This window comes from Phenylobacterium sp. (assembly GCF_036501465.1).
Taxonomy (GTDB): Bacteria; Pseudomonadota; Alphaproteobacteria; order Caulobacterales; family Caulobacteraceae; genus Phenylobacterium.
The window spans coordinates 69,305-96,282 of sequence record NZ_DASYAF010000149.1 but is presented as its reverse complement, the minus strand read 5'-3'; the positions used below and the strand labels follow the sequence as shown (position 1 = coordinate 96,282).

Below are 26,978 nucleotides of genomic sequence, written 5' to 3'. Positions count from 1 at the left end.
CCCCCAGGGCGTCGTGCTGGAGGTGACGCCGCAGTCCGCCGGCTGGGGCCACGTGGGCTTCAAGGTGCAGGAGCTGGCCGCCGGCGCCGTGGCCCGCGGCGGCGAGGCGGGCCGCGAGGCCTGCCTGGTGATCCTGACCGGGACCGCCGACGTGGGCGTGGGCGGCGAAACCTTCCCAGGCCTGGGCGGCCGAAACTCGGTGTTCCAGGACGCCGCGCCCGGTGCGGTCTACGTCCCGGCCGGGGCGTCCTGGACCGTGACGGCGAAGGGGCCGGTGGAGCTGGCCGTCTGCACCGCGCCCGGCTCAGGCCAGGGCGCGCCGCGCCGGATCGAGGCCGCGAAGATGAGCCAGGAGCTGCGCGGGGCCGGGACCAATACCCGCCACGTGCGCAACATCCTGCCTGAGACCGAACCCGCCGAGAGCCTGCTGGTGGTCGAGGTGATTACCCCGGGCGGCAATTGGTCGAGCTATCCGCCGCACAAGCACGACACGGCGACGGCCGGCGAGGAGACGGCGCTGGAGGAGACCTACTACCACCGCCTGAACCCGCCGCAGGGCTTCGCCTTCCAGCGCGTCTATACCGACGACCGCAGCCTGGACCAGACCATGGCGGTGGAGGACGGCGACGTGGTGATGGTGCCGCGCGGCTACCATCCGGTGGGCGCGCCGCACGGCTACGACCTCTACTACCTGAACGTCATGGCCGGGCCGAAGCGGCAGTGGATCTTCCGCAACGATCCGGCCCACGACTGGATCGTCCGCAAGGGCTGAGCGGCCGGGATCAGGCGTCCGGCGGCGGCAGGTCGCCGCGGCGGGCGAGCCACACCAGCCCCATCATCACGGCCCCGAACAGCGCCATGGCCGCGCCCCAGATCAGGTCGATGTTCGGCTCGCCCGGCCGGACGGCCGAGGGGCCGCCGAACGCGCCCCAGGCGGCCACCAGCGCCCCGATTCCGAGGAACAGCAGGCCGATGGGCAGGCGCACGTCGAAGTTCATCTCTGCCTCCTAACGGAAGATCAGGTCGAGGATCACGACGGCGACGATCATGATCGTCCCCAGCACCGGCGGGCGCAGCACCCAGGCGCCGGCGACGCCCTCTGTCACCTTGGGGGTCAGCGAATAGACCAGGCCGCCGAGCTCGCCGTCGGGCCGTGGCCGGGTGGCGAGGCTGACGGCGATGGTGACGATCATGCAGGCGCTCCAGGCCCAGATCGCCGTCCAGAAGTTCTGCGCCATCTCGCTGGGATAGGTGTGGACGTTCCCGAGCCAGCCGCCCTTCAGGCCCGGGATGTCGTCCAGCGGCAGGGTCAGGCCGTGGTGGATGGCGGCCGTCAGCGTGCCGGCGGCCAGGCCCGTGAAGGCGCCGTGCCCCGTGGTCCGCTTCCAGAACATGCCCAGCAGGAAGGTCGCGAACACCGGGGCGTTCACGAAGGCCATGATCAGCTGCAGGAAGTCGTTGATGTTGTTGAATTGCGAGGCCAGGTACGCCGCCCCAACCGAGGCGAACACCCCGAACGCCGTCGCCAGTCGGCCGACCCGCAGATAGTGCCGGTCGTCGCCCTTGCGATACACATAGGCCTGGTAGAGATCGTAGGTGAAGACCGTGTTGAACGCGGTCACATTGCCCGCCATGCCGGTCATGAAGCTGGCCATCAGCGCGGTCAGGCCCACGCCCAGCATGCCGGTCGGGAACTCCTTCAGGAGCAGGTTGGGCGTCGCCAGGTCGTAGTCGAGCTGCGGCCGGCCGCGGGCGTCCAGCATCGGCTTGCCGGTGGTGGCGTCGACCTTGATCGGGATCACCCCGGGATCGTGCTGCTGGATGGCGCCCGCCACCGCCGTCGGATGGGCCGCCGCTCCGGTGCGGTCCGGGGCCGAGGTGAGCGCGATGGCGATCAGGCCGGGCAGGATGACGATGAAGGGGACGAACATCTTCACCCCGGCGGCGATCAGCGGCGTGCGCCTGGCCGCCGACATGGAGTCCGCCGCCATGGCCCGCTGCACCACCAGGAAGTCGGTGCACCAGTAACCGAACGACAGCACGAAGCCCAAGCCCATGGAAAGCCCGAACCAGTCGACGCCGAGGCGGTTGGTCGAGGCGTGCGCCATGCCGTGCCAGGCCTGCGTGTAGCTGGGGCCCAGCGTGGTCTCCAGGCCATGCCAGCCGCCCACCTGCTTCAGCCCCAGCCAGACCAGGGGCGCGAAGCCCGCCACGATCAGGAAGAACTGCAGGACCTCGTTGTAGATCGCGCCCCTGAGGCCCCCCATGTAGATGTAGACCAGCACCACGGCCGCGGCGGTCAGGATCGAGACGTGGAAGATCCACGCCTGCGGCAGGCCGATCGCCGCGAACGGCGCGTCGAAGACGTGCAGCACCTGGATCAGCTTGGCGAGCGCATACATCGAGATCCCGGAGTTCAGGATCGTCATGATCGCGAAGATCCCGGCGTTCAGCGCCCGGGTCTTCTCATCGAAGCGCATGCGCAGGTATTCCGGCACCGAGCGGGCCCTGGAGCCGTAGTAGAACGGCATCATGAAGACGCCGATGAACACCATCGCCGGGATGGCGCCGATCCAATAGAAGTGGGCGGTGGAGATGCCGTACTTGGCGCCGGACGCGCCCATGCCGATCACCTCCTGCGCCCCTAGGTTCGCCGAGATGAAGGCCAGGCCGCAGACCCAGGCCGGGATCGCCCGGCCGGCCAGGAAGAAGTCCGTGCTGCTGGTGGAGCGGCGCGCGGCGGCGACGCCGATGCCGAGCACGAACAGCAGGTAGAGGCCGATCACGCCCCAGTCGACGGCCCCTAGGCTCATCCCGAATTCCCCCTGGAGGCGCCTTGGACGGCGCCCTGAGCGTCGGCCTCGGGGTCCCCGGGCCGCTTCGGATGCAAGGTGACGGCGTTCCGGGCGCGCCCGTCAAGCCGTACGCGTCGTCAGGGGCATTCTGAGGCGGCGATGGGCAGCAGCAGCGACCCGACCGGGCCTAGGTTGATGACTCGATCATTTTCCAGCCGTCATGGCCGGGCTTGTCCCGGCCACCCGTGAACGCCGCGGTGCATGCGCCAGACCGCGCCGCCGACACTGCTCTTCGTTCTGCGCAGGTGCGTATGGCTGGCCGGGACAAGCCCGGCCATGACGTAAGGTAATAAAATCAATCTCTTGATTGAGTCTTCACCTTAACGCGGAACCTCCGCCCAGCACTCCACCTCGACGCTGGCCCCGACGGCCAGCGCGGCGACGCCCATGGCGGTGCGGGCCGGCAGGTGGCCGGGCTTGAAATAGCTTGTGTAGACCGTGTTGAAGGCGCCGAACTTGCCCATGTCGGTCAGCAGGACCGTGCACTTCACGACATTGTCCATCGACGCGCCGTGGCGGCCGAGCACGGCGGCGACACTGTCCATCGCGCGCTTGGCTTCGTCCTCGAACGGCGCGGGCTGGCCGGGCCGCACGCCGATCTGGCCGGAGACCATCAACAGGTCGCCCACCTTCACCGCCTCGGAGAACGGGCTCCTGGCGTTGGCCGGCGGATAGTAGTCGGCGGCCTGGGCGGCGGAGCCCGCCGCAAGGGCGGCGGCGAAGGCGGCGAGGGCGAGGCGCATGGGGGTTCTCCGACCTTTCTTGGTTCTTCAGGCGGCGGCCGCGGCGCGCGCGCGGCGGGTCCAGGCATAGTAGGCGAGGCCGATCACCAGCCAGCCGGCGATCAGGCCATAGGGTCGGACGTCGGTGGAAAGGCCGAGCGCGGCGATGACGAGGGCGACGACGATCCCGGCGGCGGACAGCGCCTTCACCAGCCCGCGGCTGAACTTCAGGCGCGCCGCGTCGTAGACCTCGGGGTGGTTGGCGGCCGCGCTGTAGGCGGCCAGGCAGGTGCCCGCGTACTTCAGCATGGTGGGCACGCTCACCGCCAGCAGCAGGAACAGCAGGCTCGACGGCAGCAGCAGGCCCGCGCAGGCCGCCGCGAAGGCGGTGATGGTGGCGATGTGCGGCGTGCCGAACCGCGGATGGATGCGCCCCAGCGCCGCCGGCAGCGACCCCGCCCGGCCCATGGCGAACAGGAAGCGCGAAAAGACCAGGAAGGTGGCGTTCATCGACTTGGTGAGCGCCAGCGTCGCGGCCGTGACGATCACCGGCGTCGCCCAGCCGCCCACCGCCGCCTGGGCCGCGTCCAGCAGCGGCGCCTTGCTGGCGGCCAGGGTCTGCGGGCCCACCAGGGACAGCGCGGCGAAGGCGACGGACAGGTAGACCACGATGGTCAGGATCAGCGCCCCGGCCACGCCCAGCGGGATCACCCGCTTGCCGTCCTCCACCTCCTCGCCGACCTCGGTGGCGGTCTCTATGCCGAGGAACAGCTGGATCATCAGCGGCAGGGCCGCGGCGATCGGCAGCCAGCCGCCCGCCAGCGCCTCGGCGAACAGCTGCGGTCGCAGGTGCGGCCCGGCGGCGCCGACGAACACGGCAAGCACCACCAAAAGGCCGATCATCAGCACCGTCTGCAGCCGCGCGGCGATCGCCACGCCCAGGTAGTTCAGGACGAAGAGGACGGTGAAGAAGCCCAGCATCACCGGCTTGGCCGGCAGGTCGATCACCTTGCCGAGGTAGTTGGTCAGCGTCTGGCCGTAGACGATCATCACCACCGCGTTGGCCAGCACCCGCATCCAGACGATGGCGAAGGCGAAGGCTGGGTGGGTGAACCGCCGCTGCCACTCGTAGGAGGCCGCCGTCGCCGGGACGGCCGAGGCCAGCCAGCCGTAGACCAGGGCGAACAGCGCCATCGGCAGGGCGGCGATCGCCGTGGCGATCAGGATGCCGTTTCCGCCGACCTTGGCCGCCGGCCCCAGCACCGTGAAGATCGCCGCGCCGATCGCCGTGCCCGCGCCCAGCATGATCAGGTCGACCAGGCGGACGTTCTTGCGGAGCTGACCTTTCGCCGGCTGGTCTGTCATCGGGGTCCGGTCAGAAGCGGCAGGCGCTGGCCGGCGCCTTGAGGTTGCGTTCCCAGCGGTAGCCTTCCACAGGCGCGCCACGGGGCAGGTAGCTCACCGTCTGCCGCGTCCCGCCGCGGCGCAAGGTCAAGCTGATGGCCATTGTTTCGTCGGACCGCACCTTGTTGACGTCGTTGACCTCGACGATCACGTCGCCGTTCCTGACGCCAGCCTTGTCGGCCGCCGAGCCGGGGACAAGATCCTTCACCACCCGCTCGTCGTTCAGGGAACTGCGCGCAAAGCCCAGTTCGAACGGCCGGGCCGGATGGCTGACCACGCTCAGGCAGGGCGCGAAGGCGTCGGCCGGCGGCTTCAGCAGGCCGCCGGAGACCATGTGATCGTAGCCGGCCTTGGCCTTGGCGGGGCCGATCTCGCGGCCCACCAGCTCCAGCCATTGCGGGATGCCGTAGGGCTGTTTGGCGGTCTCGCGGCGGTACATTTCCTTGACCACGTCGTCGAGGCTGCGCCGGCCCTTCGACGCCGCGCGGATCGCCGCGTCGGTCTGGACCAGGTAGAGCCAGCCGCGGCCATAGGGCACCGTCTGGGCCACCGGATCGATCCAGAACTTCTCGGCCGCCTGGGGGTTGGTGAGGCCGCGATAGGGGTTGGTGTAATAGGCGTCGGCCCGCTCGTTCAGTGTACGGACGACCTTGTCCAGGGCGATGGCGTGGGCCCGCCAGGACAGCGCCAGCGAATAGTATTCCGCCGTGCCTTCGCTGTACCAGGCGGTGTCGCCGTGCTCGCCCTGCATGGCCGGCCAGGTGTGCGCCATCTCGTGGGCGATCAGCAGCTGCAGGCTGTCGGCCGTGGGCTTGGCCGCGGCGTGGTAGCCGAACATGAAGGAGTGGGCGAGCGAGGTGCCGCCGGTCCCCAGATAGGGGTTGCTGCGGGCGAAGACGCGATAGCTCGAGGCGGTGTCGCCGAAGAACGCCGACATGTAGCCGTAGAGCTTCTCGATGCGCTGGGCGAGGTCGGCGGGGTCGAACGGCGGCTCGGTGGCCCAGTAGTAGCCGAAGCGGCCGCCATCGCCCGCCGGATAGCGTTTCAGCACGCCGCCCGCGTAGTAGCTGAAGGCGAGCGCCTCGGAAGGCAGCACCGTATCCACCGCGCCGTCGCCGTAGGACCAGACCCCGCGCGAGCCGGCCGGCGCCGCGCTCAGGTCCCAGGTCAGGTGGACGCGCCACGGCCCGGGCGGGACGGGCGTCGCCATGAAGCCCACGCCCGCGCCCAGGAAGGCGCCGGCCTCTTCGCGCAGGTCGAACAGCGGGCCGTTGTTGGTGGCGGCTGTCACCTGGCGCGGCGGGGCGTGGAAACTCACCGTCACGTCGCCGCGGGTGGGCCGCGTCACGCTCCAGCGACGGTAGACGCCCTGCGGCGTCGGCGGCTCCTCGCTCTGGCTGAGCGGGATCGCGCCCTCGTCATCGCGGGCGCTCAGCGCCTCGCCATCATAGCGGGCGGTCGGGATGCCGACGAGCTTCAGCGGCAGGCGCATCAGCCCGGCGCCCGCCTTCAGGTCCGGATGCTCCAGCACCATGCGCACGCCGAGATAGCTGTCGGCGCCGCCGGCGGGATGCGGGGAGAGCGTCAGGTCGAGCTTCGGCGGCGGCCCCTCGGCGCGGCCGGCGTCGACGCCCACCGCCAGGCTGGCGGCCAACGCCGCGGCGACGATGGTCAGGCGCCACCGGTTCCCAAGGATGGTCATGGGGCCACGCTCACCGGCGGCGGGGTGGTGAACGGCCGGATCGACAGGAACCGGTAGATTTCCGACGGGTAGTAGGCGACGCCGCCGACCATGGTCATCCGGGTGTTGCGGATCTTGGAGATGTCCTGCGTCGGGTCGCCGTCCACCAGGATGAAGTCGGCCAGCTTGCCGCGCTCGATGCTCCCGAGCTCGCTCGCCCGGCCGAAGTAGGTCTCGCAGTCCAGGGTGTCCATCCGAAGCGTCCGGGCCGGCGAGATGCCCGCCATGACATAGAGCTCCAGCTCGCGCAGCTGGGCGAAGCCGGTGGTGTCGTCTGTGCCCGGCAGCATCTGGATATGCTCATCGTCGAGCAGCTTCATCACCTCCAGGATCTTCTTGAAGCTCTGCTGGTAGGCGGCGTCGTCGGCCGGGCTCTTGATGGTCACGAAGCTGCGCCGCCGGTAGCGCTGGTAGCCGATCGGCACGTGGTCCAGGTAGGGCCGGTCGCCGGCCTGCACCTCGCCCGAGCGCGACAGCATCAGCCGCTCCAGCGTCATGGTGGTGGTGTCCAGCGAGACGTGGTGGCTCTTCATCAACGCGATGGTCGTGCGCACCCGGGGCGAGCTGAGGTCCAGGTCCTTGGCCCGCGCCATGCCGGTGAGCCGCAGCGGCGTCCGCGTGTCCTCCGTGGGGTCGAGGATCCAGCCCAGCATCAGCTGGTTGATGTGGGCGATGGTGTCATAGCCGTCGCGGATCACCCGGTCGGGCGAGGAGAAGGCCGGCACGTGGCCGGTGACGCCCATGCCCAGCCGGTGCGCCTCGGCCGCCACCGGCGCCACCCAATCCGGCGGGAAGCTGTTGTAGATCTTGATCTGCCAATAGCCGTGGTCGGCGTACCAGTGCACGTCGTCGATGGCCTGGGGCAGGGTGTCGGCGATGAAGCCGTTGCGGGCCGAATAGGGGCTTCGGCCCTCCAGGAAGCCGTTGCGCACGATGCGCGGCCCCGCCAGGCGCCCCGCGTTCAACCCGTCCATCATCGCCAGCAGGCTCTGGTTGTCGTTGCCCATGTCGCGGGTTTCGGTGACCCCGGCGGCCAGGTTGAACAGGTTGGACGCCAGGCTGGTGTGCGAATGCATGTCGTGCAGGCCGGGGACCAGCGTCCCGCCCTGGCCGTCGATCACCGTCTCGCCCTTCGGCGCGGGCTTGCCGTCCTCGGGCGTCACGGTGGCGATGCGATCGCCATAGACCACCACCTGCGATGGGCCGGTGAGCTTCAGGGCCACGGGGTCGAAGATGCGCACGTTGCGGATGCGCACGGGCCCTGAGAAGCGGTGGGCCAGCTGCTTCTGGGCGTCCTCGGCGCGCGCCTGGGCGATCTCGCGGTTCACCTTGGCGAGCTTGGGCAGCTCGCTCTCGTAGCCCGCGCGGATCACGCCCCCGGCCGCGAACAGCTCGCCCTTGGCGTCCATCAGGACGTATTCCGGGCTGAGGTCGATGCCGGAGAGTTCGTAGATGGTGAGCGCCTGCGCGGCCTTGCCTTCGCCGAGCGTGATCTTGCGCATCTCCTGCACGCGCAGGGCGCCGGACGGCAGCACCGGCAGGGTGTGGCCGGGCGCCTTGAGCAGCGCCTTCACATAGACGCCCAGCATCCAGGGGCTGACGTCGTTGCCGATGTAGAGCACCGGCTTGGCGGCGGGAACCGAGCCGTGATCCGCTTGGCTCGCCCACTCGGCGGTTCCGGGTTTCCAGGTGAAGTGCTCGTGAACCGGCGCGCCGAACAGGCTCTCGCCCTCGATGGTCCAGGTCGTCGGGAAGCCCGCCGCGTCCAGATCGATCTGTTCGCGCGCCTTCGGCCCGCGGCCGTTGTTGACGACGGCATAGTCGATGGCCACGTGGCGGCCGGTGACCTCGGCGGTCAGGTGGCCCACCTTCTCGCCGCCGGCCATGGCGACGAAGCTCTGGGTGGCCGCCTGCGCCGCCCAGGCCAGGCTCAGCGCCAGGCCCGCGCCGATGATCACGCTGCGGCCGATCCCCATGGCGAACTCCCCCGATAGCCGGGACTATCCTATCCTCGGGGGGCGGTATTTCTATTCGAACTGGCGAGAGCGGCTCTGAAACCCGGCAAGTTCAATGCGACCGCGGCGAAGCGGCGGCATAGTCCATGCTAGACCGCTTCGTAGAGCGCCTGGGCGGCGGCCAGGTCCTGCACCACATGCCCGAGCGACTTGTAGGCCGTCACCTGGTCCGGCGACTGACGGCCCTCGAGCTTGCCGTCCAGCACCTGGCCGATCTCGCCCACCACATGATCGTCGCCGATCAGCCCGGCCTCCTTGGCCTTCAGGAATTCCGCGCCCTGGGCCAGCACGCCTTCGCGGTAGTCGGCGATGAACCGCGAGCGGATCACCAGCTCGTGGTCGACCTCGGTCGGGCCGGCGAAGCTGGAGCCTACGATGTTGACGTGGGTCCCCGGCGCGACCCAGGCGCCCTTGAGGATCGGCTCCTTGGCGGACGAGACGGTGCAGATGATGTCGGCCTCGGCGACCGCGGTCTGGACGTCGGCGATCGGGGTGACCGGCAGCCCGAGCTCCGCGGTGAGCATGGTCGCGGCCCTGGCGGCGCGGGCCGGGTCGCGGCCCCAGATGCGGATGTCGCTCAGCGGCCGCACCTGGACCATGGCGCGGGCATGGGTCATGGCCTGCTCGCCATAGCCCAGGATCGCCATGCGCCGCGCGTCGGGCCGCGCCAAGGCATCGGTGGCCACCGCGCTGGCGGCGCCGGTGCGGATGGCGGTGACCTCGCCGGCGTGGATGATGCTGACCGGCGCGCCGGTCTCGCCGTCGAACAGCGCGACCACGCCCTGGTGCGACTGGACCCCCTTGGCGAAATTCTCCGGGAAGACGCTGACGATCTTGCAGCCGAACATGGCGCGCTCGCCCAGCGCGCCCGGCATGGTCCCGAACATCCGCCCGCCGCCCAGCGGAATGATCTGGCGCAGCAGCTGCTTGGTCTCGCCGCGCGAGAGCGCGATCATCGCGCGGCGCACCAGGGGGATGCAGAGCTCGTAGGTGAGCCGCTCGCGCACCTCTTCGCGGTCGATGACCTTCATGCCGGGCTCCCGTCTGGACGACGCGGCGACCCTAGTAGACGCAGGCCTTGTCGGGAACGCCGGGTTTGCGGACCCACTGATAGGCGTCCACCGTCTCGCCGCGCGGCAGGTAGGTGACCGCGAAGGTCCGGCCGTCGCGGGTGACCTTCAGCGTCAGCAGGCGCTTCTGGTCGCCCTGCACGCTGTCCAGCGCCACCGAATAGGTGACCACGTCGCCGTCCTTCAGGCCCGCCTTGGCGGCTTCGGAGCCGGGGTCGAGGCCGCGGATGGTCTTGACGTCGCCGACCAGCGACTTGGGCTCGAAGCCCAAGTCGAAGCGGCGGAACTTCGCCGTGGTGCGCGTGAAGCAGGGGCCGAAGTCGCCGGCCTCCGGCAGCATCAGCTTGCCGGCCAGCATGTCGGCGTGGAGCTTGCGGCCGTCCGGCCCCAGGGCCTGGTCGAGCAGGGAAAGCCAGGCCGCCTCGTCCGTCGCCCCGCCGGCCCGCCGCTTGCGCACCATCTCGACGATCAGGTCGTCCAGGCTCTTCCTGCCGCCCGAGGCGCGGCGGATCTTGCCGTCGAGCACCGCGAAATAGAGCGCGCCGCGGTCGTAGGGCAGGGTGCGGATGCGGGTGTCTTCCCAGAACCTGGGCGCGACCTCCCTGTCCGGCGTGCCGTTCAGCGCGTTGGTGTAGTAGCGCCGCGCCGTGGCGTTGATGTCGTTCAGGAAGTCGCTGGTCGAGATCATCCCGGCGCGCCAGGGCAGCAGGGCCTGGTAGTGCACCGCGATGCCTTCGCCATACCACTGGCCGCCCAGCCCGGTGGCGGTCCAGGTGTGGATCATCTCGTGCGCCAGGGTGCCCTTCAGGCGCTCCGGGTCCTTGGCGCTCTCGCCCCAGGTGAGCAGGAAGGAATTGGTCAGCGCCGCGCCGCCGCCGGCGTTGATCGGGTTGTAGCGCAGGATCACGCGGTAGGGCGGCTCGGCCGGATCCTTGAAGAAGCCGCTCATCCAGCCGTGCAGCTTGCCGGCCCAGACCATCAGCGGGCGCGGATCGAACGGCGGCTCGCCCAGCCAGGCGGCGGAGAAGCCGGTCTGTTTCACGGCCGCCGGTTCGCGGTGCATGGGCCCGGCCATGTAGAGCGCCCGGTGCAGGCGGTCGGCCGGCCCGGCCGGCAGGTGGACCTCGCCCTCGCCGAAGCTGGACATGGCGCCGGAGCCCTTCGGCAGAGCCGAGATGTCCCAGGCGAGCGTCACCGGCCGCGGCTTTCGGCCCTCCGGCAGCAGGATGAAGGTGTTGCCGACGCCGCTGACCCCGCCGCCCTCGGTGCGCAGGCTATAGGGCGGGCCGGAGCCGCGGGGCGGCGGGGTGTCGTCCACCGGGGCGCGGTAGTGGACCGTAAGCGTGCCCTTGATCGCGCGGCCGGCGATCCAGTGGCGCGAATATTCGATGGCCGGGGCGTCGTCCTTGACGCTCAGCGGCGCCGGGCCGTCGTCGTCGCGGGCCGAGAGGCCGCTGAGCGTGTTGGCCACCGTGTCGGTGTTGGCGATGACGATCGGCAGGCGCAGCACCGGCGCGCCGGCCGGGGCGTCGGCGGCGGGGATGCGCAGGGTGACGTCCACCGCGCCCTTGCCGGCCGCCTGGTCCATGGCCGAGGGCTTCAGCAGGACCGAGAAATCGCCGGGCGCGGGCGCGAAGCCGCAAAGGCTGAACGCGGCGGCGGTCAGGGCGGCGGCGAGGACGGGTCTCATGCGGCGGCTTCCGGGGTCAGATCGTAGAGCCATTGGGCGACGGCCAGGTCCTGCACGGCGTGGCCCAGCGACTTGTAGACGGTGATCTCGTCCCTGGACGTGCGTCCGGGCCTGGTTCCGGCGAACACCTCGCCGATCTCCGCGGCGATGGCCGTCTCGTCCACCGCGCCGTGCGCCAGGGCGCGCAGCAGCTCGCCGCCGTGGGCCAGGACGTGCTCGCGGTGGTCGACGATGTAGCGGGCGCGCGCCACCACCGTGTCGTCCGCCTCGGCCTGGGCTGGGCCGCTGGAGCCCACCAGGTTCACATGGGCGCCCGGCGCGAGCCACGCGCCCTTCAGCACCGGGTCGGCCGCGGCGGTGACGGTGCAGACGATGGCGGCGGCCTCGACCGCCCGCTCGGCGTCGGCGAACGCCTGCACCGGCAGGCCGGTCTCGCGCGTGGCCCGCTCGGCGAAGGCCTGGGCGCGGCCCGGGTCGCGGCCCCAGACCCGCACGGTCCCGAGCCGTCGGACGCGGGCGATCGCTTGGATGTGGCCCAGCGCCTGGCGGCCAAGGCCCAGCACGGCCAGGCTGTCGGCGTCGGGCCGGGCCAGGGCCTCGGTGGCGGCCGCGCTGGCGGCTGGGGTGCGCAGCGCAGTGACTTCGCCGGCGTCGGCGATGCAGCTGGTCGCGCCGGTCTCGCCGTCGAACAGGACCACCACGCCCTCGTGATGCTTGCGGCCGTCCGCGCCCATGAACACGCTGACCAGCTTCGCGCCAAAGGCGGCGCGCTCCCCCAATGCGGCCGGCATGATCGCGAAGGTGCGCCCGTCGCCCAGGCCGATGAAGCTGCGCAGCTGCTGGCGAACGCGCCCGTCGGAGAGGGCGATCATCGCCTCGCGCACCACGGCGCGGGCGGCGTCAGGGTCGAAGCGGCGGCGGACCTCGGCGGCGTCGAAAACCCGAAGCTGGCCCACGGCGGTCGGCACTCCAGAAAGAAGACGGGCGGCGGCCGGTTTGGGATCGGCCGCCGCCCACCTGCCGTCCGTCCCGCAGCGACCGGGCAGACGGCGGGTTCTGTTTAGTACTTGGCCTTCAGCCCGACGAAGAACGCCCGGCCGATGATGTCGCCGTAGCTCAGCGTCGGATAGGACGGCATCTTGTCGGTGAAGTTGTTGATCCCCGCGCGCACCTGGAACCGCTCGCCGAAGTCGTAGGAGGCCGAGATGTCGTGGCGCAGGTTGGAGTCGATCACCGGATGGGCGTTGTTCGTCGCGTTGGCGCCGGCCACGGCCAGCGCCGCCGGCAGGTAGTGCGCCTCGTAGGTCACGCGCAGCGGCCCGCGGATATAGCGGACGTCGGCGCGGACCACCCAGCGGGGTTCCGGCAGGCCGGCCTGGCCCACCGTGTCGACGATCTCGGTGACCACGCCCTGGACGGTCTGTTTCAGCGTCTCGTTGTGGGTGACCTCCGTCCCCAGCTCGATATTGCCCTCGCTGTCGAACGGCAGGATCCAGGATGACGGGAAGCGATAGGTCGCGTCCATCGTCTCGCCCCGGTACTTCAGCGAGGCGGCGTTGAAGGTGGTGCTGACGGCGGTGGCGATGTTGCCGTTGGCGTCGCGCGTGAAGAACCCGCAGGTCGCCCCGTTCGCCCCGGGCGCGTCGAAGCAGGCCTGGGAGAAGTTGCTGGGCGTGAAGCCCGTCAGGCCGTTGGTCAGGTCGAGCCGGATGTAGTCGGCCACCACGGTCAGGCGGCCCGGCACCCAGGCCGGCTGGAAGACGAAGCCGAAGGTGGTGGTGTCGGAGATCTCGTTCTGCAGCTGGGCGTTGCCGCCGCTGGTGACCAGGGCGGTGCTGAAGTTCTTCGAGGTGTCCTGGAAGCCGGCCAGGCGGGCCGCCGCGGAGGCGCCGACCGGGGCGGTGCCGGCGTTGCCCGTGCCGAACAGCGGGTTGGCGGCGAACAGCGCCAGGCAGTTGGCCGCCCGCACCGCCGGGTTGGTGCCGGCGTTGACGTTGCGGCTGTCGCAGGGATCCTCGATGCCGCCCGCCAGACCCGTCGATTGCGGCGCGAACAGCTGGAACAGCGTCGGCGCGCGGAAGTTGCGGCTGCGCGAGGCGCGCAGGGTGAAGCCGTTGACGACCTCCCAGTGCAGGCCGACGCCCCAGACGTCCTCGGTGCCGGCGATCGAGTTGTCGACGAACCGGTACTGCGCCGAAAGATCGACGGACTTGAAGCCCGGCGCGTTGAAGCCTTCGCCAAGGATCGGCAGCAGAAGTTCGCCCGAGACCTCGTTGGTGTAGTAGCGGCCGGAGGTGGGCACCACCGGCACGCCGGTGCCGGTCAGGCCCTGCAGCTCCGCGGCGTTGGGGCGGAACACCTGGGATTCAGCGCGATGCTCATAGGCGACGCTGAACTTCAGGTCGCCCGCCGGGACCTTGAAGATGTCGCCGCCCAGGGTCGCCAGGAAATCGTTCTGCTGGTTCTCGTAGGACGAGCCGATCGGGACGGACGCATAGATGCCCGCGCCCTGGCTGGCGGTATTGGCGCCGAACGGATTGATCGGCGCGCAGGACGGATCGACCACGGTCACCGCGTTGATCGAGCAGACGATCTGGCCCTGGGCGTTGGTCGTCGCGCTGATCGCGTTCTTGAACTTGGCGTTGTTGATCGCCCAGCCCTGCTGCTTGCTGTCGACCTGGCCGTAGCTGTAGCTCAGGCTGTAGTAGAAGTTGCGGTCGAAGCGGTTGAAGTCGCCGTCGAGGGCGAGCATCGCGCGCCAGCTGTCGGTCGTGGTGATGAAGTCCTGGCTGGGCAGCAGGTCCACGAAGTCCTTGGACAGGAACAGCGGCGCGCCGGCCCCGAAGCTGGGCTGGGCGGCGGTGAGCGCCGCGATCTCCGAGGCCGTCAGGAACGGATTGGTCCGGTTGAACTGGATCGGGCCCGAGCCCGAGGCGGCGGTGTTCAGGATCGTCTGGCTGAAGCCCTGGCTGCCGACCGGGTCGTCGCCGCGGGTGCGCCCGTAGAGCAGCGAGCCCGACAGCTTCATGTGGTCGTCGATGTCGTAGTGGCTGAGCAGGTTGGCGCTGTAGCGCTCCACGCCGGACAGCAGGCCCGACAGGTCCTTCAGCGGGAAGCCGTCGCCGCCGGTGGCGAAGGGCGGGATCAGCGCCGTGCCGCCGGTGGTCGGGTTGAGGCCCGGGTTGAAGGCGATCAGGCTTGTCCCGTCGGCGGAGAACTGCTGCGGCACGCCGCCGGCGCGCAGGAAGCAGTTGGCGCCGCCGCAGGCCGGGGTCGGCGCCGGGATGGTGAAGATCACCCCGTTGGTGTTGAACTCATAGAACCGCGAATTCAGGATCTCGGTCGTGCCGCTGGTGCTGCGCGACAGCGCCGGCGTCGGGCGGTCATCGTTGGTCAGCGGGTCGGACTTCGACCATTCCACGTCGAGGGCGACGTTGCCCTTGTCACCGAAGAAGTTGCGTCCGGCGGTGGCGCGCAGGCTGTACTGCGGATAGTCGCCGCGCGAGGTCTCGCCCGCCTGGGCGTCCATCTCCAGACCTTGGAAGTTCTGCTTCAGGACGTAGTTCACCACCCCGGCGATGGCGTCGGAGCCGTAGACCGCCGCGCCGCCGGCCTGGACCACGTCGACGTGGTCGATCAGGCCGATGGGGATCAGGTTGGTGTCGACGCCGGAACCGGAACCGGAAGCCGTGCCGGTGACCGGGGTGGCGGAGGTCACGAACCGGCGGCCGTCCACCAGTGTCAGCGTGCGGCCCGGCCCCAGGTTGAACAGGTTGGGGAAGGTCTGGCCGGAGCCGGAGGCGACGCCGGGGCCGGTGGACAGCGCCTGGGCAGGCGTGATCGAGGTCAGGTCGTTCAGCGCCTGGCCGGCGGTGACGAAGCCGCGGTCGTTCAGGTCCTGGGCGTTGACCACCTCCACCGGCGCCGGCGTGTCGGTGGCGGCCTGCTTGATGCGCGAACCGGTGACCACGACCTCCGAAGCGGTGGTCGATGGCGCGGCCGCCGCGGCGCTGGTCTGCGCCGCCGCCGGCTGGGCGGCGAGGCCGGCCGCCAGCACCAGTCCGCCGACGGTGGTCGAGGCGAGCAGCCGCCGCCGAACAGAGCGCATGTTCATTCTATCCCCCAAGTTCTCGCCGGCGACTCCGCGACGCCCACGTTGACGTCTATTGCGCGCAAGGCCGCCGCACCCTGAAAGGAAAGCTAGTCGCGAGACACCGGTTTTTCTTTTCGTTCTTGAAAGCGTCACCCGAGCGTCAAACATGGCCTATGCGCCGCCGGGGGTCGTCCTGCATGGCCAATGCGCAAACCTACCAAAGGAGGCTGGAATCGCGTCCGGGGCGGCGGCCGGCTAGCTGCGGCCGGGGTAGGCCTTCAACGCCTTGCCGAGCCGCGAGAGGCCGCGGTCCAGAGCCTCGGGCTGGCCGCTGCCGAAGCCGATCCGGACATGGCCGGGTTGGCCGAAGAACTCGCCGGCCGGGACGACGATGCGGTGCTTGCGCCACAGCCAGTCGGCCAGCGCGCGGGTGTCGTCGACGCCGACGACGCGGGGGAAGTACATGCAGCCCTGGGCCGGCAGGTCGCCCTCCAGCAGGCCGTCGCCCAGCATGCGGCCCACATGCTCGGCCACCACCGGGCGGGCGTCGGCCAGCAGCCGCCGCCAATGGGCGTCGAAGGCCTCGCGGCTCTCCAGCACCAGGGCGGCGACCGCGTGGGCGAGCTTGGAGACCCCGTAGTCGCCCTGCGGCGTGGCGGCGTTGATCTTCGCGGTCATCTGCGGCGAGGCGACCGCCCAGCCGCATTTCAGCGCGAACAGGCCCTGCACCTTGGTCAGCGAGCCCACGCTGATGAACTCCGGCGCGGCCGTCGCGGCATAGACGCCGCCGTCGAGGAAGTCGGCGTAGACCTCGTCCACCAGGATCGGCACGCCGGTCTTGCGAGCCAGGGCGGCCAGGGTCTTCAAGGCCTCCGCGCCGAGCGCCGCGCCGGTCGGATTGTGCAGCTGGGTGAGGATCACCAGCCGGGTGTCCGGCCGGATCAGCGCCTCCAGCTCCGCCGCGTCGACCTGGTAGTCCGGCGCGCGGCGCGGCAGGTCGGTGACCGTGGCGCCGGCGTCACGCGCCAGCATGGGCAACAGGTCGAAGCGCGGCCGCTCGATGATCACGTTGTCGCCGGGCGCGACCAGGGCCTTCAGCACCAGGGCCAGCGCGCTCGTGGCGCCGGTCGTGCCGATCACCTGCTCGGGGGCCACGCCATAGCGCGCCGCGATGTGGCCGACGACGAAGCGGTTCCCCTCGGCGAAGACGCTCTGGTAGCGGTCGGTCACCCCGCCGGCGAAGGCGTCGCGCACCACGTCCATCAGAAGGTCAGTGGGCTCGCGCATGGTGGAATCGAACAGGACCGCGGCCTCGGACCAGTTCTCGGTGGTCTTCATGGCCGTGCGGATCCAGCGGGAATAGCTGTCGGCGGCCTCGTGTCCCAGCGGTTCGCGGCCCTCCGCCGTGCGCGGAAAATTCAAGACGCCGCCCCCAAGAGAACTCGACTATCCCGCGCCGTCATGGATGCCGGGATCCCGGAGCCAATCCTATCCGCGAGGTGCGGTTTTTCTTGCCTTTGTGCCGCTTGTCGGCCTCCGATGGCGCATCCGCTATGCAGCAACATCGTAAGACGGACATAAGATATGCCGGTCACGCTGGACGCCATCGACATCAAGATCCTCGACCTGATGCAGCGCGACGCCTCGCTGTCGACGGCCGAGCTGGCGGAGCGCGTGGGCCTGTCGCAATCGCCCTGCTGGCGGCGCATCCAGCGCCTGCGCGAAGAGGGTTTCATCAAGTCGGTGGTGGCGATCGTCGATCCCCAGCGGCTCGGGTTCAAGATGCAGATCTTCGCCCAGGTGAAGATGACGACCCTGTCGGAGGACGAGCGCGCGGCCTTCCACAAGGCGATCCACAACATCCCGGAAATCCTCGAATGCTGGACCGTGTTCGGGGAGATGGACGCTATGCTGAAGGTGCTGGCGCCGGACGTGATCTGGTACCAGGACTTCATCTTCAACGTGATCCTGAAGCTGCCCGGCGTGATCGACGTGCGCTCGATCGTGACCCTGTCGGAATCCAAGAGCACAACCGCGATCCCGCTGCGCGCCCGACAGTTCCGCTGATCAATTCCGGCGATCGGCGCATAGGCGATGCAGGGTTCGTCCGGCCGCGTGCATATTCGATCCGCGCCGCTGGAGGCCGCCTTTCAACTAAGCAAGGATAATTCGGCCGCGCGGGACTAGCATCGGGCGGGGGCGCGTCATGCGCTGGAAGACGCCTGAGGTCTTGCGATGAGTTTCACCCGCCGCGCGCTGGTCACGGCCGCCGCCGCCGCCCCCGCGCTGGCCGCCGCCGGGAAAGCCGCCGCCGACGCGGCCGTCCTTCCGGCGCCGAGTCTCCCGGCTAGGTCATTGTTCGCGAAGATGCCCTACGTCTACCTGGACTCCGGCTCGACACACCCGATGCCGCTGGGGGCCCAGACGGCGCTCGGCGACTACCTGGCCTACAAGACCCGCGCCGAGGGCGCCCCGAACCTGAACATGGACGCCATCGAGAAGCGGGTGATGGAGCGGTTCGCCCGGCTGGTCGGCGCCGAGCCGTCCGAGCTCTGCTTCATCCAGTCCACGACCATGGGCGAGAACCTGGTCCTGAAGGCGCTCGGCTATCCGGCCGAGAAGGGCCGCATCGTCACCGACGCCCTGCACTTCTTCGGCTCGTTCTACACCTACGAGGAGCTCAAGAAGACCGGGGTCGACGTCGTCACCCTGCCGATGACGAGGGAGGGCCGGATCGACTATGGCGCCATGGCCGCGGCGGTGAACGGCAAGACCAAGCTCGTCGCCATCAGCGCGGTCTCCACCACCAACGGCTTCGCCCACGACCTGAAGACGGTCTGCGACATCGCCCACGCGCACGGGGCCTACGTCTATGTGGACTCGGTGCACGCGGCGGGCTCGACCCCGATCGACCTGCGCGCCGCCGGCGTCGATTTCGCCGCCTCGTCTTCCTACAAGTGGCTGATGGGCGATTTCGGCCTGGGCTTCCTCTATGTGCGCAAGGAGATCCAGGACCGCGTCCCGCGGCCGTGGTGGGGCTACCACCAGGTGGGCGGCCGCTTCATCACCCACGTCTTCCCCTATGACACGCCGGCGCCCGAGGTGGCGGACTATGGCTACGATCCCGGCGCCACCGGCCGGTTCGGCATGGGCACCACCTCGTGGACCGGGCCGGTGCAGCTCGACTACTCGCTGGGCCTGATCGAGCAGCTGACGGTTCCGGCGATCCAGGCCTGGCGCCAGCCGATGATCGACGCGATCCAGACCGACCTGCGCAAGCGCGGCTACGAGCCGCTGACCCCGCTGGGCACGAAGACGCCGCTGGTGGCCTTCGCGCTGAAGGACGCCCGCAAGAAGCTGCCGGAGATCCTCAACAAGGCCGGCGTGCGGATCACCGTCTCCCAGCACCGCTTCCGGCCCTCGATCTCGGTGTTCAACGACATGAACGACATCGACCGGCTGCTGGCCGCCCTGCCGAAGGCGCCGCCGGCCTGAGGCGGTCGACCCGCGGCCCGCAGTTCTGTAGCACTGTCGCGGAAACGGAGATCGCGATGGCTGACGGATCGGTGCAGGGCCTGGCGGAGGCGCGCTTCGCGCCGGTGCGCGCGGCGTTCGAGGCCAACCTGGCGAGCGGGGCCGACGTGGGCGCGTGCTTCTGCGCCACGGTGGAGGGTGAGATCGTCGTCGACCTCTGGGGCGGCTTCGCCGACGCCGGGCGCACGCGGCCGTGGGAGCGGGACACCATCGTCAACGTCTATTCGACCACCAAGACCATGACGGCGCTGACCGCCCTGCTGATCGCCGATCGCGGCCTGATCGACTTCGACGCGCCGGTCGCCCGCTACTGGCCGGAGTTCGCGGCGAACGGGAAGGCCGACATCAAGGTCAGCCAGCTGATGGCCCACTCGGCCGGCCTGTCGGGCTGGCGCGAGCCGGTCACCAACGACGACCTCTACGACTGGGAAAAGATGACCTCCCTGCTGGCCGCCCAGGCGCCGCTGTGGGAGCCCGGGACCGCCTCCGGCTACCACGCCATCACCCAGGGCTACCTGGTGGGCGAGGTGGTGCGCCGCGTGACCGGTAAGTCGCTTGGGACGGTGTTCCGCGAGGAGATCGCCGAGCCCCTGGGCGCCGACTTCTGGATCGGCCTGCCGGCCTCGGAGGACGGCCGCGTCGCTGAGCTGATCCCGCCGCCGGCCGGGCAGGGGGCCGGCGAGGCCCCGGATCAGAGCGAGATCCAGAAGGTCAGCTTCAACAACCCCGGCGTTCACGTCTCGGCGACCCGGACGCGGGGCTGGCGCGGCGCCGAGATCCCCGCCGCCGGCGGGACGGGCAACGCCCGCTCGGTCGCCCTCGTCCACACCATCCTGGCCAACGGCGGGGTGGCCAAGGGCCGGCGCTTCCTCTCCGAAGCCGGCTGCCGCAAGGCCCTGGAACTGCAGATCGAGGGCAAGGACCTGGTGCTGGGCATGCCGGCCCGGTTCGGGATGGGCTTCGGCCTGCCGAGCCCGACCTTGCCGCTGCCCAACCCGAACAGCTGCTATTGGGGCGGCTACGGCGGCTCGCTTATCCTGATCGACATGGATGCGCGCACGACCTTCGCCTACGTCATGAACAAGATGGCGCCGACGACCACCGGCGACATGCGCGGTCTGGGCCTCTCCATGGCGATGTGGACGGCGCTCGGGATCATCTGACCGCCGGCGCGCGCCGCGCTACTTCCTGGTCACGAAGGCCCGGACCGCCGCGTCGAAGCGCTTCAGGTTGACCTCGCCCGCATAGACCCCGTGCGGGCCTGGGAAGTAGTTGGCGTCGAGCTGGCCGCCCGGCACGCCGACCTGGTCCAGGGTATAGTGGGCGCCGTAGGCCGGGGTGGTCAGGTCGTAGTAGCCGCCGGCCCAGAACAGCCGCATCTTCGGGTTGGCGCGCAGGGCCGCGCCCAGGGCCTCGAAGTCGTTGGAGCGGGCGGAAAAGTCGTTGCCGCGGCTCTCGTAGCTCCACTGCGAGTTCACCAGGAAATTGACCCCGATATAGGTGTCGCTGGTGGGGAACTTCAGCTCGCCGGTGATGTAGGCGCCGACCGCCGGCGAGGGCACCGGGCCGATCTGGGCCGGCGTCGGCGGCGGGCCGGCCGGGGCGCCCGCCGGGCGCTTGGGCACGACGCCCAGCGCCGGGTCGTCGATGCCGCCTTCCGCGCCTTCCACCAGCGGGCCGGTGACGGTGACGTCCAGCAGGCCGGTGCGCAGGCCTTTGTCCTTCAACAGGTTGAACATCCAGTCGTTCTTCGAGATGCGCAGGTTGTGCGCCTCGATGAAGTCGACCGGCAGGCCGATCAGCGCCGACATCTTCGCCGCGATACGGTGCTTGTCCGCCGCCGGCAGGCTGCCGCCTTCGATCAGGGCGGTGACATAGTCGGTGCGGGCGAAATTGAGCGCCTCGTTGAACACCTGCTCGACGCTGCGGCCCCTGCGGTCGATCTTCTGATGATACCAGGCGCCGGCGGCCATGGTCGGCAGCGACGAGACGTAGGGCATTTCGCGGCCCGGCGTGGCGGCGGCCAGCGCCACCAGCATCACCCCGTCGAACGGCAGGTCCTTGCCGTTCTTGACGATGGCCGCGGCGCGGTTGGTGCCGTAGCTCTCGCCCAGCATGAAGCGCGGCGAGGCCTCGCGGTGGTTGGCCTTCAGCCAGTCGGCGATGATCCCCTTCACCTCCAGGGCGTCGCCGGTGACGCTGTAGTACGGCCGCCCGTCCACGCCCGGCAGCGGCCGCGAGAAGCCGGTGCCGACCGGGTCGATGAACACCAGGTCGACCGCGTCCAGCGGGCTGTACGGATTGTCGTGGAAGCCGGTGGGATTGCGCGCGGCCAGCTGGCCTTCGTCGCGCAGCCTGGGGCCCAGCGCCTGGGTGTGCAGCGGCGAGGACGAGGCGCCCGGCCCGCCGTTGAAGCAGAACAGCACCGGCCGCTTCGCCGCATCGGCCACGCCGTCGCGGACATAGGCGATGGTGATCACCGAGGCGGTGGGCGCGCCCTTGGCGTCGTGCAGGAAGTGCTCTTCCACCGTGGCGGTGTAGGCGATCGCCTGGCCGTTGAACTGGCCGGCATGGTGGGTCACCGCCACGCGCGGCGTCGGGTCGGCGGCCCATGCCGGCGCGGTGGCGGCCAGGGCGGCGGCGAGCGCGGCGGCCAGGGCCGCGCCGCCAAGCCGGGCGCGGCGCGTCATTTCGGGCTCGCGCCCTTGATGAAAGCCTCGAGGTCCTTGGCGAGCTGCAGACGGGTCGACTGCACCTTGTACATCATGTGCCCGCCCTCGTAGCAGTGGTCGGAGAAGCGCGACGACAGCGCCGGCTCCAGCTTGCCGGTCATCTTCAGGTTGCCCTCGCACATGTTCAGGCTGTCGTAGCGGCCGGCGGCCACGAAGACCTTGATGTCGGGGTCCTTGCGCATGGCGTTCTGCAGCCAGGGCTGCGAGGCGGGCGGCCCGCCGCCGGCCTGCATGTGCGCCATCATCTCCGGCGTGATCTCGGTGTGGTTGTAGCTCCAGCGGCTGCCGGTGGAGCGCCGCGCCGGGCCGGGCGTCGGCATGTAGCCCTCTTCGAGGTCCACGTAGTTGAGGTCGGTGCGGTAGCCGAGCTCGCCGCGCAGGTAGTCGGTGATCGCGGCCTTGTAGCCGGGCGCCTCATGCTCGGCCCCGAACTGGCGCATGTCGTAGGTGTTCAGCGTCTTGGACCGGTCGCCGCCGAAGAAGCCCTGCAGGTAGGCGCGGTTGGAGACCACCAGGGTCTTGCGGTCGACCATCGAGGCCGGGATGCCGGTGAAGCGGGCGAGCTCGTTGGCGACCTTGTCCTTCTCGGCCTCGGAGAGGGTCGAGACGTGGGCCAGCGCCGGCATGTAGGTGTTGGCCACCCAGTCGTCCACGGCCTTCAGCGTCGCCTCGCGGTTGGCCATCAGGTCGGGCGGCAGGCGCTTGTGATAGAAGGCCGCCGCCGTGCGGGCCGGGATGTAGTAGGCGTCCTGGAACTCGAAGGGCATCAGCGAGCCGGGCACGCCGCCGGACAGCAGGACGGCGCCGGAGACCTTGATCCCGCGCTTTTCCAGAAGCTCGGTCGCCCCGTTCACCCGCCAGGTGCCGTAGCTTTCGCCGAACAGGAACAGCGGCTGCTTCTCGGCGGCGAACTTCACGCGCCAGGCGCGGATGAACTCGGCGGTCTGGGCGAAGTCGCCCAGCGTCGACAGGAACTCCTTGTCGAACTCCGGCTTGGCGGGGCGCGAGAAGCCGGTCTCCACCGGATCCATGAACACCAGGTCGGTGGTGTAAAGCAGGCTCTCGGCGTTATCGACGAAGGTCGCGCCCTCGATCCGGCGGGGGCCGAGCAGCTCGGTCTGCACCAGCACCGAGGGGCCGGTCGGCCCGCCGTTCCAGGCGAACATCAGTGGCCTGGGCTTCGCCCCCGGCGGCTGTTTCACCACATAGGCGGTGAAGAACACCCAGGCGCGGACCTCTCCGGTCTCGGCGTTGCGGATCGGAATCCGCCCGGCGCGCGCCTCATAGGCCAGGGGGCCGCGCGGGCCGGTGATCCTGTGCTGGGTGACCACCACCGGCTCGTCGCCGTTGACCAGGGGCGGATAGCCGGTCTTCGGGGCGGCCGCCGGGGCGCCGGCGGCGGCGGCGGATGTGGCGGCCAGCGCGACGGCCGCCGCGACCAGGATTGCACGCGCAGATGGGCTCAAGTGACGCTCCCCCAATAGGCGCGAAGGTTAGCGCGCCCGCATCGCATTATCTTCGCAAACATCGCGGCGCGCGTCCCCTAAGCGCATGATCCATGCGCCGCGGACACCGCGCTTGCATAGGGATCGCGGGGGTGGCGCGCGGCCGGGCCGGCAGGCAAGCTTGTCGCAACAAGGGGGAGTCGGATGTCGGAGCCGTCGCCGCGCGTCGCCGCCTGGTGGCGGATCATGGACCTGCGGATGGGGATCGTGCCCCTGCCGGTGGGGCTGGTGGGGCTGGGCGTGGCGGCGGCCTTCGTAGGCCTCGGCGGCCCGCCGTCCGACATCCTGATGAGCATCCTGGTGCTTGGGCTGGGCGGCTTCGCCTGCGCCGAGATCGGCAAGCGCGTCCCCGGCCTGAAGACCCTGGGCCTGGCGGCGATCCTGGCGACCTTCCTGCCCTCGTACCTGGTCTACGCTCACCTCCTGCCCACGAGCCTGGTGAAGTCGATCACCGCCTTCACCGACCAGTCCAACTTCCTCTACCTGTTCATCGCCGCGATCATCGTGGGCTCGATCCTGGGCATGGACCGCCGCGTGCTGGTGGCCGGGTTCCTGAAGATCTTCGCGCCCCTGGCGGCCGGTTCGATCGCCGCCACCGCCGTGGGCTGCGCGGTGGGGACGGCGCTGGGCCTGGGGCTGAAGCACAGCTTCTTCATGGTGGTGGCCCCGATCATGGCCGGCGGGGTGGGCGAGGGCGCGATCCCCCTGACCATCGGCTACGCCCAGGCGAGCGGCCAGCCGCAGGGCGTGCTGCTGGCCCAGGTGCTGCCGGCGGTCATGCTGGGCAGCCTGACCGCGATCCTGCTGGCCGGCGGGCTGAATGCGCTGGGCAAGCGCTATCCGGCGCTGACCGGCGAGGGCCGGCTGCAGCCGGGCGAGGCGGACGATCCGGCCTTGGCGGCGGCGAGCGACGAGCCTGCCGAGCCCGAGGCGGCGCGGCCCGGCGTCTCGGCCCAGGACGTGGCGGCGGCGCTGATCCTGGCGGTGACCCTCTACCTGATCGGCGCGCTCACCCAGAAGCTCTGGAAGTGGCCCGGGCCGGTGGTGATGCTGGCCCTGGCCGTCGTGCTGAAGTTCACCCAGGGCGCGTCGCCCCGGTTGGAGCGCGGCGCCTTCGCCAACTTCAAGTTCTTCTCCACCGCGGTGACCTATCCTCTGCTGTTCGCCATCGGGGTGGCCAAGACGCCGTGGGAGAGCCTGGTCGCGGCCTTCAACCTGCCCACCCTGTTGACCATCGCCGCGACGGTTTCGACCCTGATCGGAACGGGCTTCGCGGTCGGCCGCTTGGTGGGGCTCTATCCGGTGGACGCCGCCATCGTCACCGCCTGCCACTCCGGCCAGGGCGGCACCGGCGACGTGGCGATCCTGACGGCGGCGGGCCGCATGCAGCTGATGCCCTTCGCCCAGATCGCCACCCGCATCGGCGGCGCGATCATGGTGACCCTGACGCTGATCGCCTTCGTGCGGCTGGGCGCAGGCTGAGCCTTATTTGCCCTGCTTAGCGACGTAGGCGTCGAGCGCCTGGCGCGCCTCGGCCTTGCAGCCGGCCTGGTCGGCCAGCCGCAGGATGTCGTCCAGGGTCTGGGCGCTCTCGGCCGGCGGGCAGAAGCCGCCGCGCCGCGCCCCGAAGGTGCGGCCGGCCGGCGGCGGCTCGACCAGGGCCTTCAGGCTGTCGAACCGGGCGCTGTCGGCGGCGGCCATCCGGCCGGCGGGAACCGTCACCCCGCCGGGGCCGGCCTTCAGAGTGGTGACCTCGCCGGTGGCGCGCATCACGGTCAGGGTCTTGCCGGCCGCCACGGCCACATGCATGCCGGCGTCCAGCGCCATGCCGCGCTTGATGCCCGGGTCCGTGGAATTCACCACGATATAGTCGCTGGCGTTCGCCGCCCCGGCGAAACCCGCGGCCAAAAGCATGCCAAGAAGAATGCGCCGCATCCCGAAAACCCCTCGTGCAACCGCCCCTGCGAGAGGGGCGGGATTTGTTGTCTGATCTTATCACATACTACGCGGCGTGAGGGGCTTTGGGTGCATGCGTGGTTAAGACGCAGCGGCCCTATCGCAGGGGCGAGCCCGAGAACCTGACGATCCCGTATTTGGCCAGCCAGACCAGGCCGCGTTCGAGGATCGGCCGCTGTTCCGGCGGGAAACTCGCCAGCAGGGCGCCGACGGCGGCCGGGCGGTCGTAGGACAGGGCCGCGACCAGCGCGCGGGCCTGCGCCGGCGTTGGCAGCCGGTCTTCCGCGCCGCGGACCGAGGGCGCGGCCATCAGCGCGGCCAGATCCTGCGCGGAGACCGCCCGGCGCAGCTGCGCCGTGTCGGTGTGCGCCAGGGTGTGGCTGGGATAGGCGGCGAACATCGCGAAGGGATCGAGGCCCCAGGGATTGTCGCCGGCCGCGGTGGGCGCCTGGACCGGCGCGGCCTTGCGCCGCCGCTCGAGCTCGCTCCACAGCACCTGGTGCTGGCCGATCACCACGCGCCAGTCGAACACGCTCTTCGCCCGCTCGGCGGCGGCGTGGCCCATCCGCGCCCGCAGATCCGGGTTGGCGAACAGCTCGGCAAGCGCGCCCGCCGCCTGTTCGACATCGACGGCGGTGAATTGCGACTGGGCGACGAAATAGTGCTCGTAGCTCGACAGGCCGTGCAGGTAGCGGAAGGCGAGGTCCGCGCCCAGCCCCGGCCGCGGCGTCGTGGTGCGGATGAGGAAGCCGTCGGTCCCGTGGCGCAGGCTCCCGCGATAGCCGTCCCAGTCGCTGACCACGCACGGCAGGCCCGCCGCCATCGCCTCCGGCACGGTCAGGCCGAAGCTCTCCTGCACATTGTCGGAAAAGGAGATGAAGACGTCGCCCGCCGACCAGATCGGCCCGTGGGCCTTGGGGTCGATCTCGTCCACGAAGCGCAGGATCACGTCCGGGCAGAAGGCGGCCGCGGCGTCGCGGAACGCCTGGTCCTCCTCGGGCTGCTGGCCGCCGCCGAACAGGATCCAGTAGACCGGCTTGCCGAGCCGCCGCGCGGCCTCCTGCAGGGCCAGGCCCATGGGCGCGGGGTTCATCTTGGTGGCGATGCTGAAGCGGCCGAAGTAGAGCGCGGCCGCGGCGTCGGGCGGCACGTCCAGCGCCTCGCGCCAGCGCGCCCGCGCGCCGGCGTCGAAGGCGAAGTCGGTGGTGTGGACGCCGAGCGGGATGGTGGCGAGCTGGGCCGTCGGCATCCGGGCCGCGCCGAAACGCTCGGTGAGGTGGCGCGCGACGGCGTCGAGCTGGACCTGCACCGCTTTCTGCACGGCGAGCGAGGTGCAGACCAGGGCGTCCCAGGGCTCGAGCGGGGCGGTGAGCAGGGCGGCGATCTCGCCCATGATGTAGGTCTCGGCGATGGTGTGGGTGACGCCGGTGATCGAATAGCCCGTGGCGCCGACCACCCGCCGCGCCCAGGCCTCGCGCTGCAGCTCCGGCGTCGGGATATGGACCGCGCCCGGAACGGTCAGGGCCGTGCGGTCGGCGGCCTCGATCCAGCGGATCGGCCTGGCGGGCGGCCCCAGCCGTTGCAGCAGGGGCTCGAAATCCTCCACCGGCCGGTCGCGGACGTTCCAGAGGTGGAAGGCCTCGGCGTCCGCATGGGCCAGG

The 26,978-nt window shown here is 70.4% G+C and carries 20 protein-coding genes; 5 read left to right on the top strand and 15 right to left on the bottom strand.

Annotated features, from left to right (window positions below; genetic code table 11):
* Positions 1 to 13: 13 nt before the first annotated feature.
* Complete coding sequence (iolB, locus tag VGL85_RS16960; RefSeq protein WP_331590166.1) at positions 14 to 772, top strand: 5-deoxy-glucuronate isomerase; 759 nt, start codon at positions 14 to 16, stop codon at positions 770 to 772.
* 10 nt (positions 773 to 782) lie between these two features.
* Here the strand turns inward: iolB and VGL85_RS16955 are convergent, their stop codons facing one another.
* The 11 genes from VGL85_RS16955 to VGL85_RS16905 form a co-directional block, all read right to left on the bottom strand.
* Complete coding sequence (locus tag VGL85_RS16955) at positions 783 to 998, bottom strand: hypothetical protein (protein ID WP_331590163.1); 216 nt, start codon at positions 996 to 998, stop codon at positions 783 to 785.
* A gap of 9 nt (positions 999 to 1,007) precedes the next feature.
* Entirely contained in the window at positions 1,008 to 2,813 is a 1,806-nt protein-coding gene (locus VGL85_RS16950) for a sodium:solute symporter family protein (RefSeq protein WP_331590162.1), read from the bottom strand.
* Positions 2,814 to 3,175: 362 nt separating this feature from the next.
* Positions 3,176 to 3,598: a RidA family protein gene (locus VGL85_RS16945; RefSeq protein ID WP_331590161.1), complete on the bottom strand. Its 423-nt coding sequence runs from the start codon at positions 3,596 to 3,598 to the stop codon at positions 3,176 to 3,178.
* Between the two features lie 27 nt (positions 3,599 to 3,625).
* Entirely contained in the window at positions 3,626 to 4,942 is a 1,317-nt protein-coding gene (locus VGL85_RS16940; protein WP_331590160.1) for an APC family permease, read from the bottom strand.
* Positions 4,943 to 4,952: 10 nt separating this feature from the next.
* On the bottom strand, positions 4,953 to 6,683 hold the full coding sequence (locus VGL85_RS16935; RefSeq protein ID WP_331590159.1) for a PDZ domain-containing protein: 1,731 nt from the start codon (positions 6,681 to 6,683) through the stop codon (positions 4,953 to 4,955).
* A complete protein-coding gene (locus VGL85_RS16930) occupies positions 6,680 to 8,698 on the bottom strand; it encodes an amidohydrolase family protein (RefSeq protein ID WP_331590158.1) in 2,019 nt (672 codons plus the stop codon). Before VGL85_RS16930 ends, VGL85_RS16935 begins: the two co-directional genes overlap by 4 nt.
* A gap of 128 nt (positions 8,699 to 8,826) precedes the next feature.
* The gene (locus VGL85_RS16925) at positions 8,827 to 9,768 is read right to left on the bottom strand and encodes an ornithine cyclodeaminase family protein (RefSeq protein ID WP_331590157.1); all 942 of its coding nucleotides are present in this window, start codon (positions 9,766 to 9,768) and stop codon (positions 8,827 to 8,829) included.
* A gap of 31 nt (positions 9,769 to 9,799) precedes the next feature.
* Positions 9,800 to 11,497: a hypothetical protein gene (locus tag VGL85_RS16920; protein ID WP_331590156.1), complete on the bottom strand. Its 1,698-nt coding sequence runs from the start codon at positions 11,495 to 11,497 to the stop codon at positions 9,800 to 9,802.
* Complete coding sequence (locus VGL85_RS16915) at positions 11,494 to 12,453, bottom strand: ornithine cyclodeaminase family protein (RefSeq protein WP_331590155.1); 960 nt, start codon at positions 12,451 to 12,453, stop codon at positions 11,494 to 11,496. Before VGL85_RS16915 ends, VGL85_RS16920 begins: the two co-directional genes overlap by 4 nt.
* Before the next feature lie 104 nt (positions 12,454 to 12,557).
* Complete coding sequence (locus VGL85_RS16910; protein WP_331590154.1) at positions 12,558 to 15,605, bottom strand: TonB-dependent receptor domain-containing protein; 3,048 nt, start codon at positions 15,603 to 15,605, stop codon at positions 12,558 to 12,560.
* Between the two features lie 240 nt (positions 15,606 to 15,845).
* Complete coding sequence (locus VGL85_RS16905; RefSeq protein ID WP_331590153.1) at positions 15,846 to 17,012, bottom strand: pyridoxal phosphate-dependent aminotransferase; 1,167 nt, start codon at positions 17,010 to 17,012, stop codon at positions 15,846 to 15,848.
* A 162-nt stretch (positions 17,013 to 17,174) separates the two neighbouring features.
* Between VGL85_RS16905 and VGL85_RS16900 the strand changes: the two genes are divergently transcribed.
* The 3 genes from VGL85_RS16900 (at position 17,175) to VGL85_RS16890 (ending at position 20,287) form a co-directional block, all read left to right on the top strand.
* Positions 17,175 to 17,657: an Lrp/AsnC family transcriptional regulator gene (locus VGL85_RS16900; protein ID WP_331590152.1), complete on the top strand. Its 483-nt coding sequence runs from the start codon at positions 17,175 to 17,177 to the stop codon at positions 17,655 to 17,657.
* A gap of 168 nt (positions 17,658 to 17,825) precedes the next feature.
* The gene (locus VGL85_RS16895; RefSeq protein WP_331590151.1) at positions 17,826 to 19,085 is read left to right on the top strand and encodes an aminotransferase class V-fold PLP-dependent enzyme; all 1,260 of its coding nucleotides are present in this window, start codon (positions 17,826 to 17,828) and stop codon (positions 19,083 to 19,085) included.
* A gap of 56 nt (positions 19,086 to 19,141) precedes the next feature.
* Positions 19,142 to 20,287 carry a serine hydrolase domain-containing protein gene (locus VGL85_RS16890; RefSeq protein WP_331590150.1) on the top strand — a complete coding sequence of 382 codons (1,146 nt, stop codon included), beginning with the start codon at positions 19,142 to 19,144 and terminating at the stop codon, positions 20,285 to 20,287.
* 18 nt (positions 20,288 to 20,305) lie between these two features.
* Here the strand turns inward: VGL85_RS16890 and VGL85_RS16885 are convergent, their stop codons facing one another.
* Together VGL85_RS16885 and VGL85_RS16880 are read right to left on the bottom strand one after the other, a co-directional pair.
* Positions 20,306 to 21,814 (bottom strand): S10 family peptidase, encoded by a 1,509-nt coding sequence (locus VGL85_RS16885; protein WP_331590149.1) that lies wholly within the window; start codon positions 21,812 to 21,814, stop codon positions 20,306 to 20,308.
* Entirely contained in the window at positions 21,811 to 23,322 is a 1,512-nt protein-coding gene (locus VGL85_RS16880; RefSeq protein ID WP_331590148.1) for a S10 family serine carboxypeptidase-like protein, read from the bottom strand. Before VGL85_RS16880 ends, VGL85_RS16885 begins: the two co-directional genes overlap by 4 nt.
* A gap of 183 nt (positions 23,323 to 23,505) precedes the next feature.
* On the opposite strand from VGL85_RS16880, the gene VGL85_RS16875 reads away from it, so the two are divergent.
* Complete coding sequence (locus tag VGL85_RS16875) at positions 23,506 to 24,843, top strand: 2-hydroxycarboxylate transporter family protein (RefSeq protein ID WP_331590147.1); 1,338 nt, start codon at positions 23,506 to 23,508, stop codon at positions 24,841 to 24,843.
* A gap of 3 nt (positions 24,844 to 24,846) precedes the next feature.
* Here the strand turns inward: VGL85_RS16875 and VGL85_RS16870 are convergent, their stop codons facing one another.
* Together VGL85_RS16870 and VGL85_RS16865 are read right to left on the bottom strand one after the other, a co-directional pair.
* A complete protein-coding gene (locus tag VGL85_RS16870; RefSeq protein ID WP_331590146.1) occupies positions 24,847 to 25,296 on the bottom strand; it encodes a hypothetical protein in 450 nt (149 codons plus the stop codon).
* Between the two features lie 118 nt (positions 25,297 to 25,414).
* A complete protein-coding gene (locus VGL85_RS16865) occupies positions 25,415 to 26,923 on the bottom strand; it encodes a glycosyltransferase family 4 protein (protein ID WP_331590145.1) in 1,509 nt (502 codons plus the stop codon).
* Positions 26,924 to 26,978: the final 55 nt, after the last annotated feature.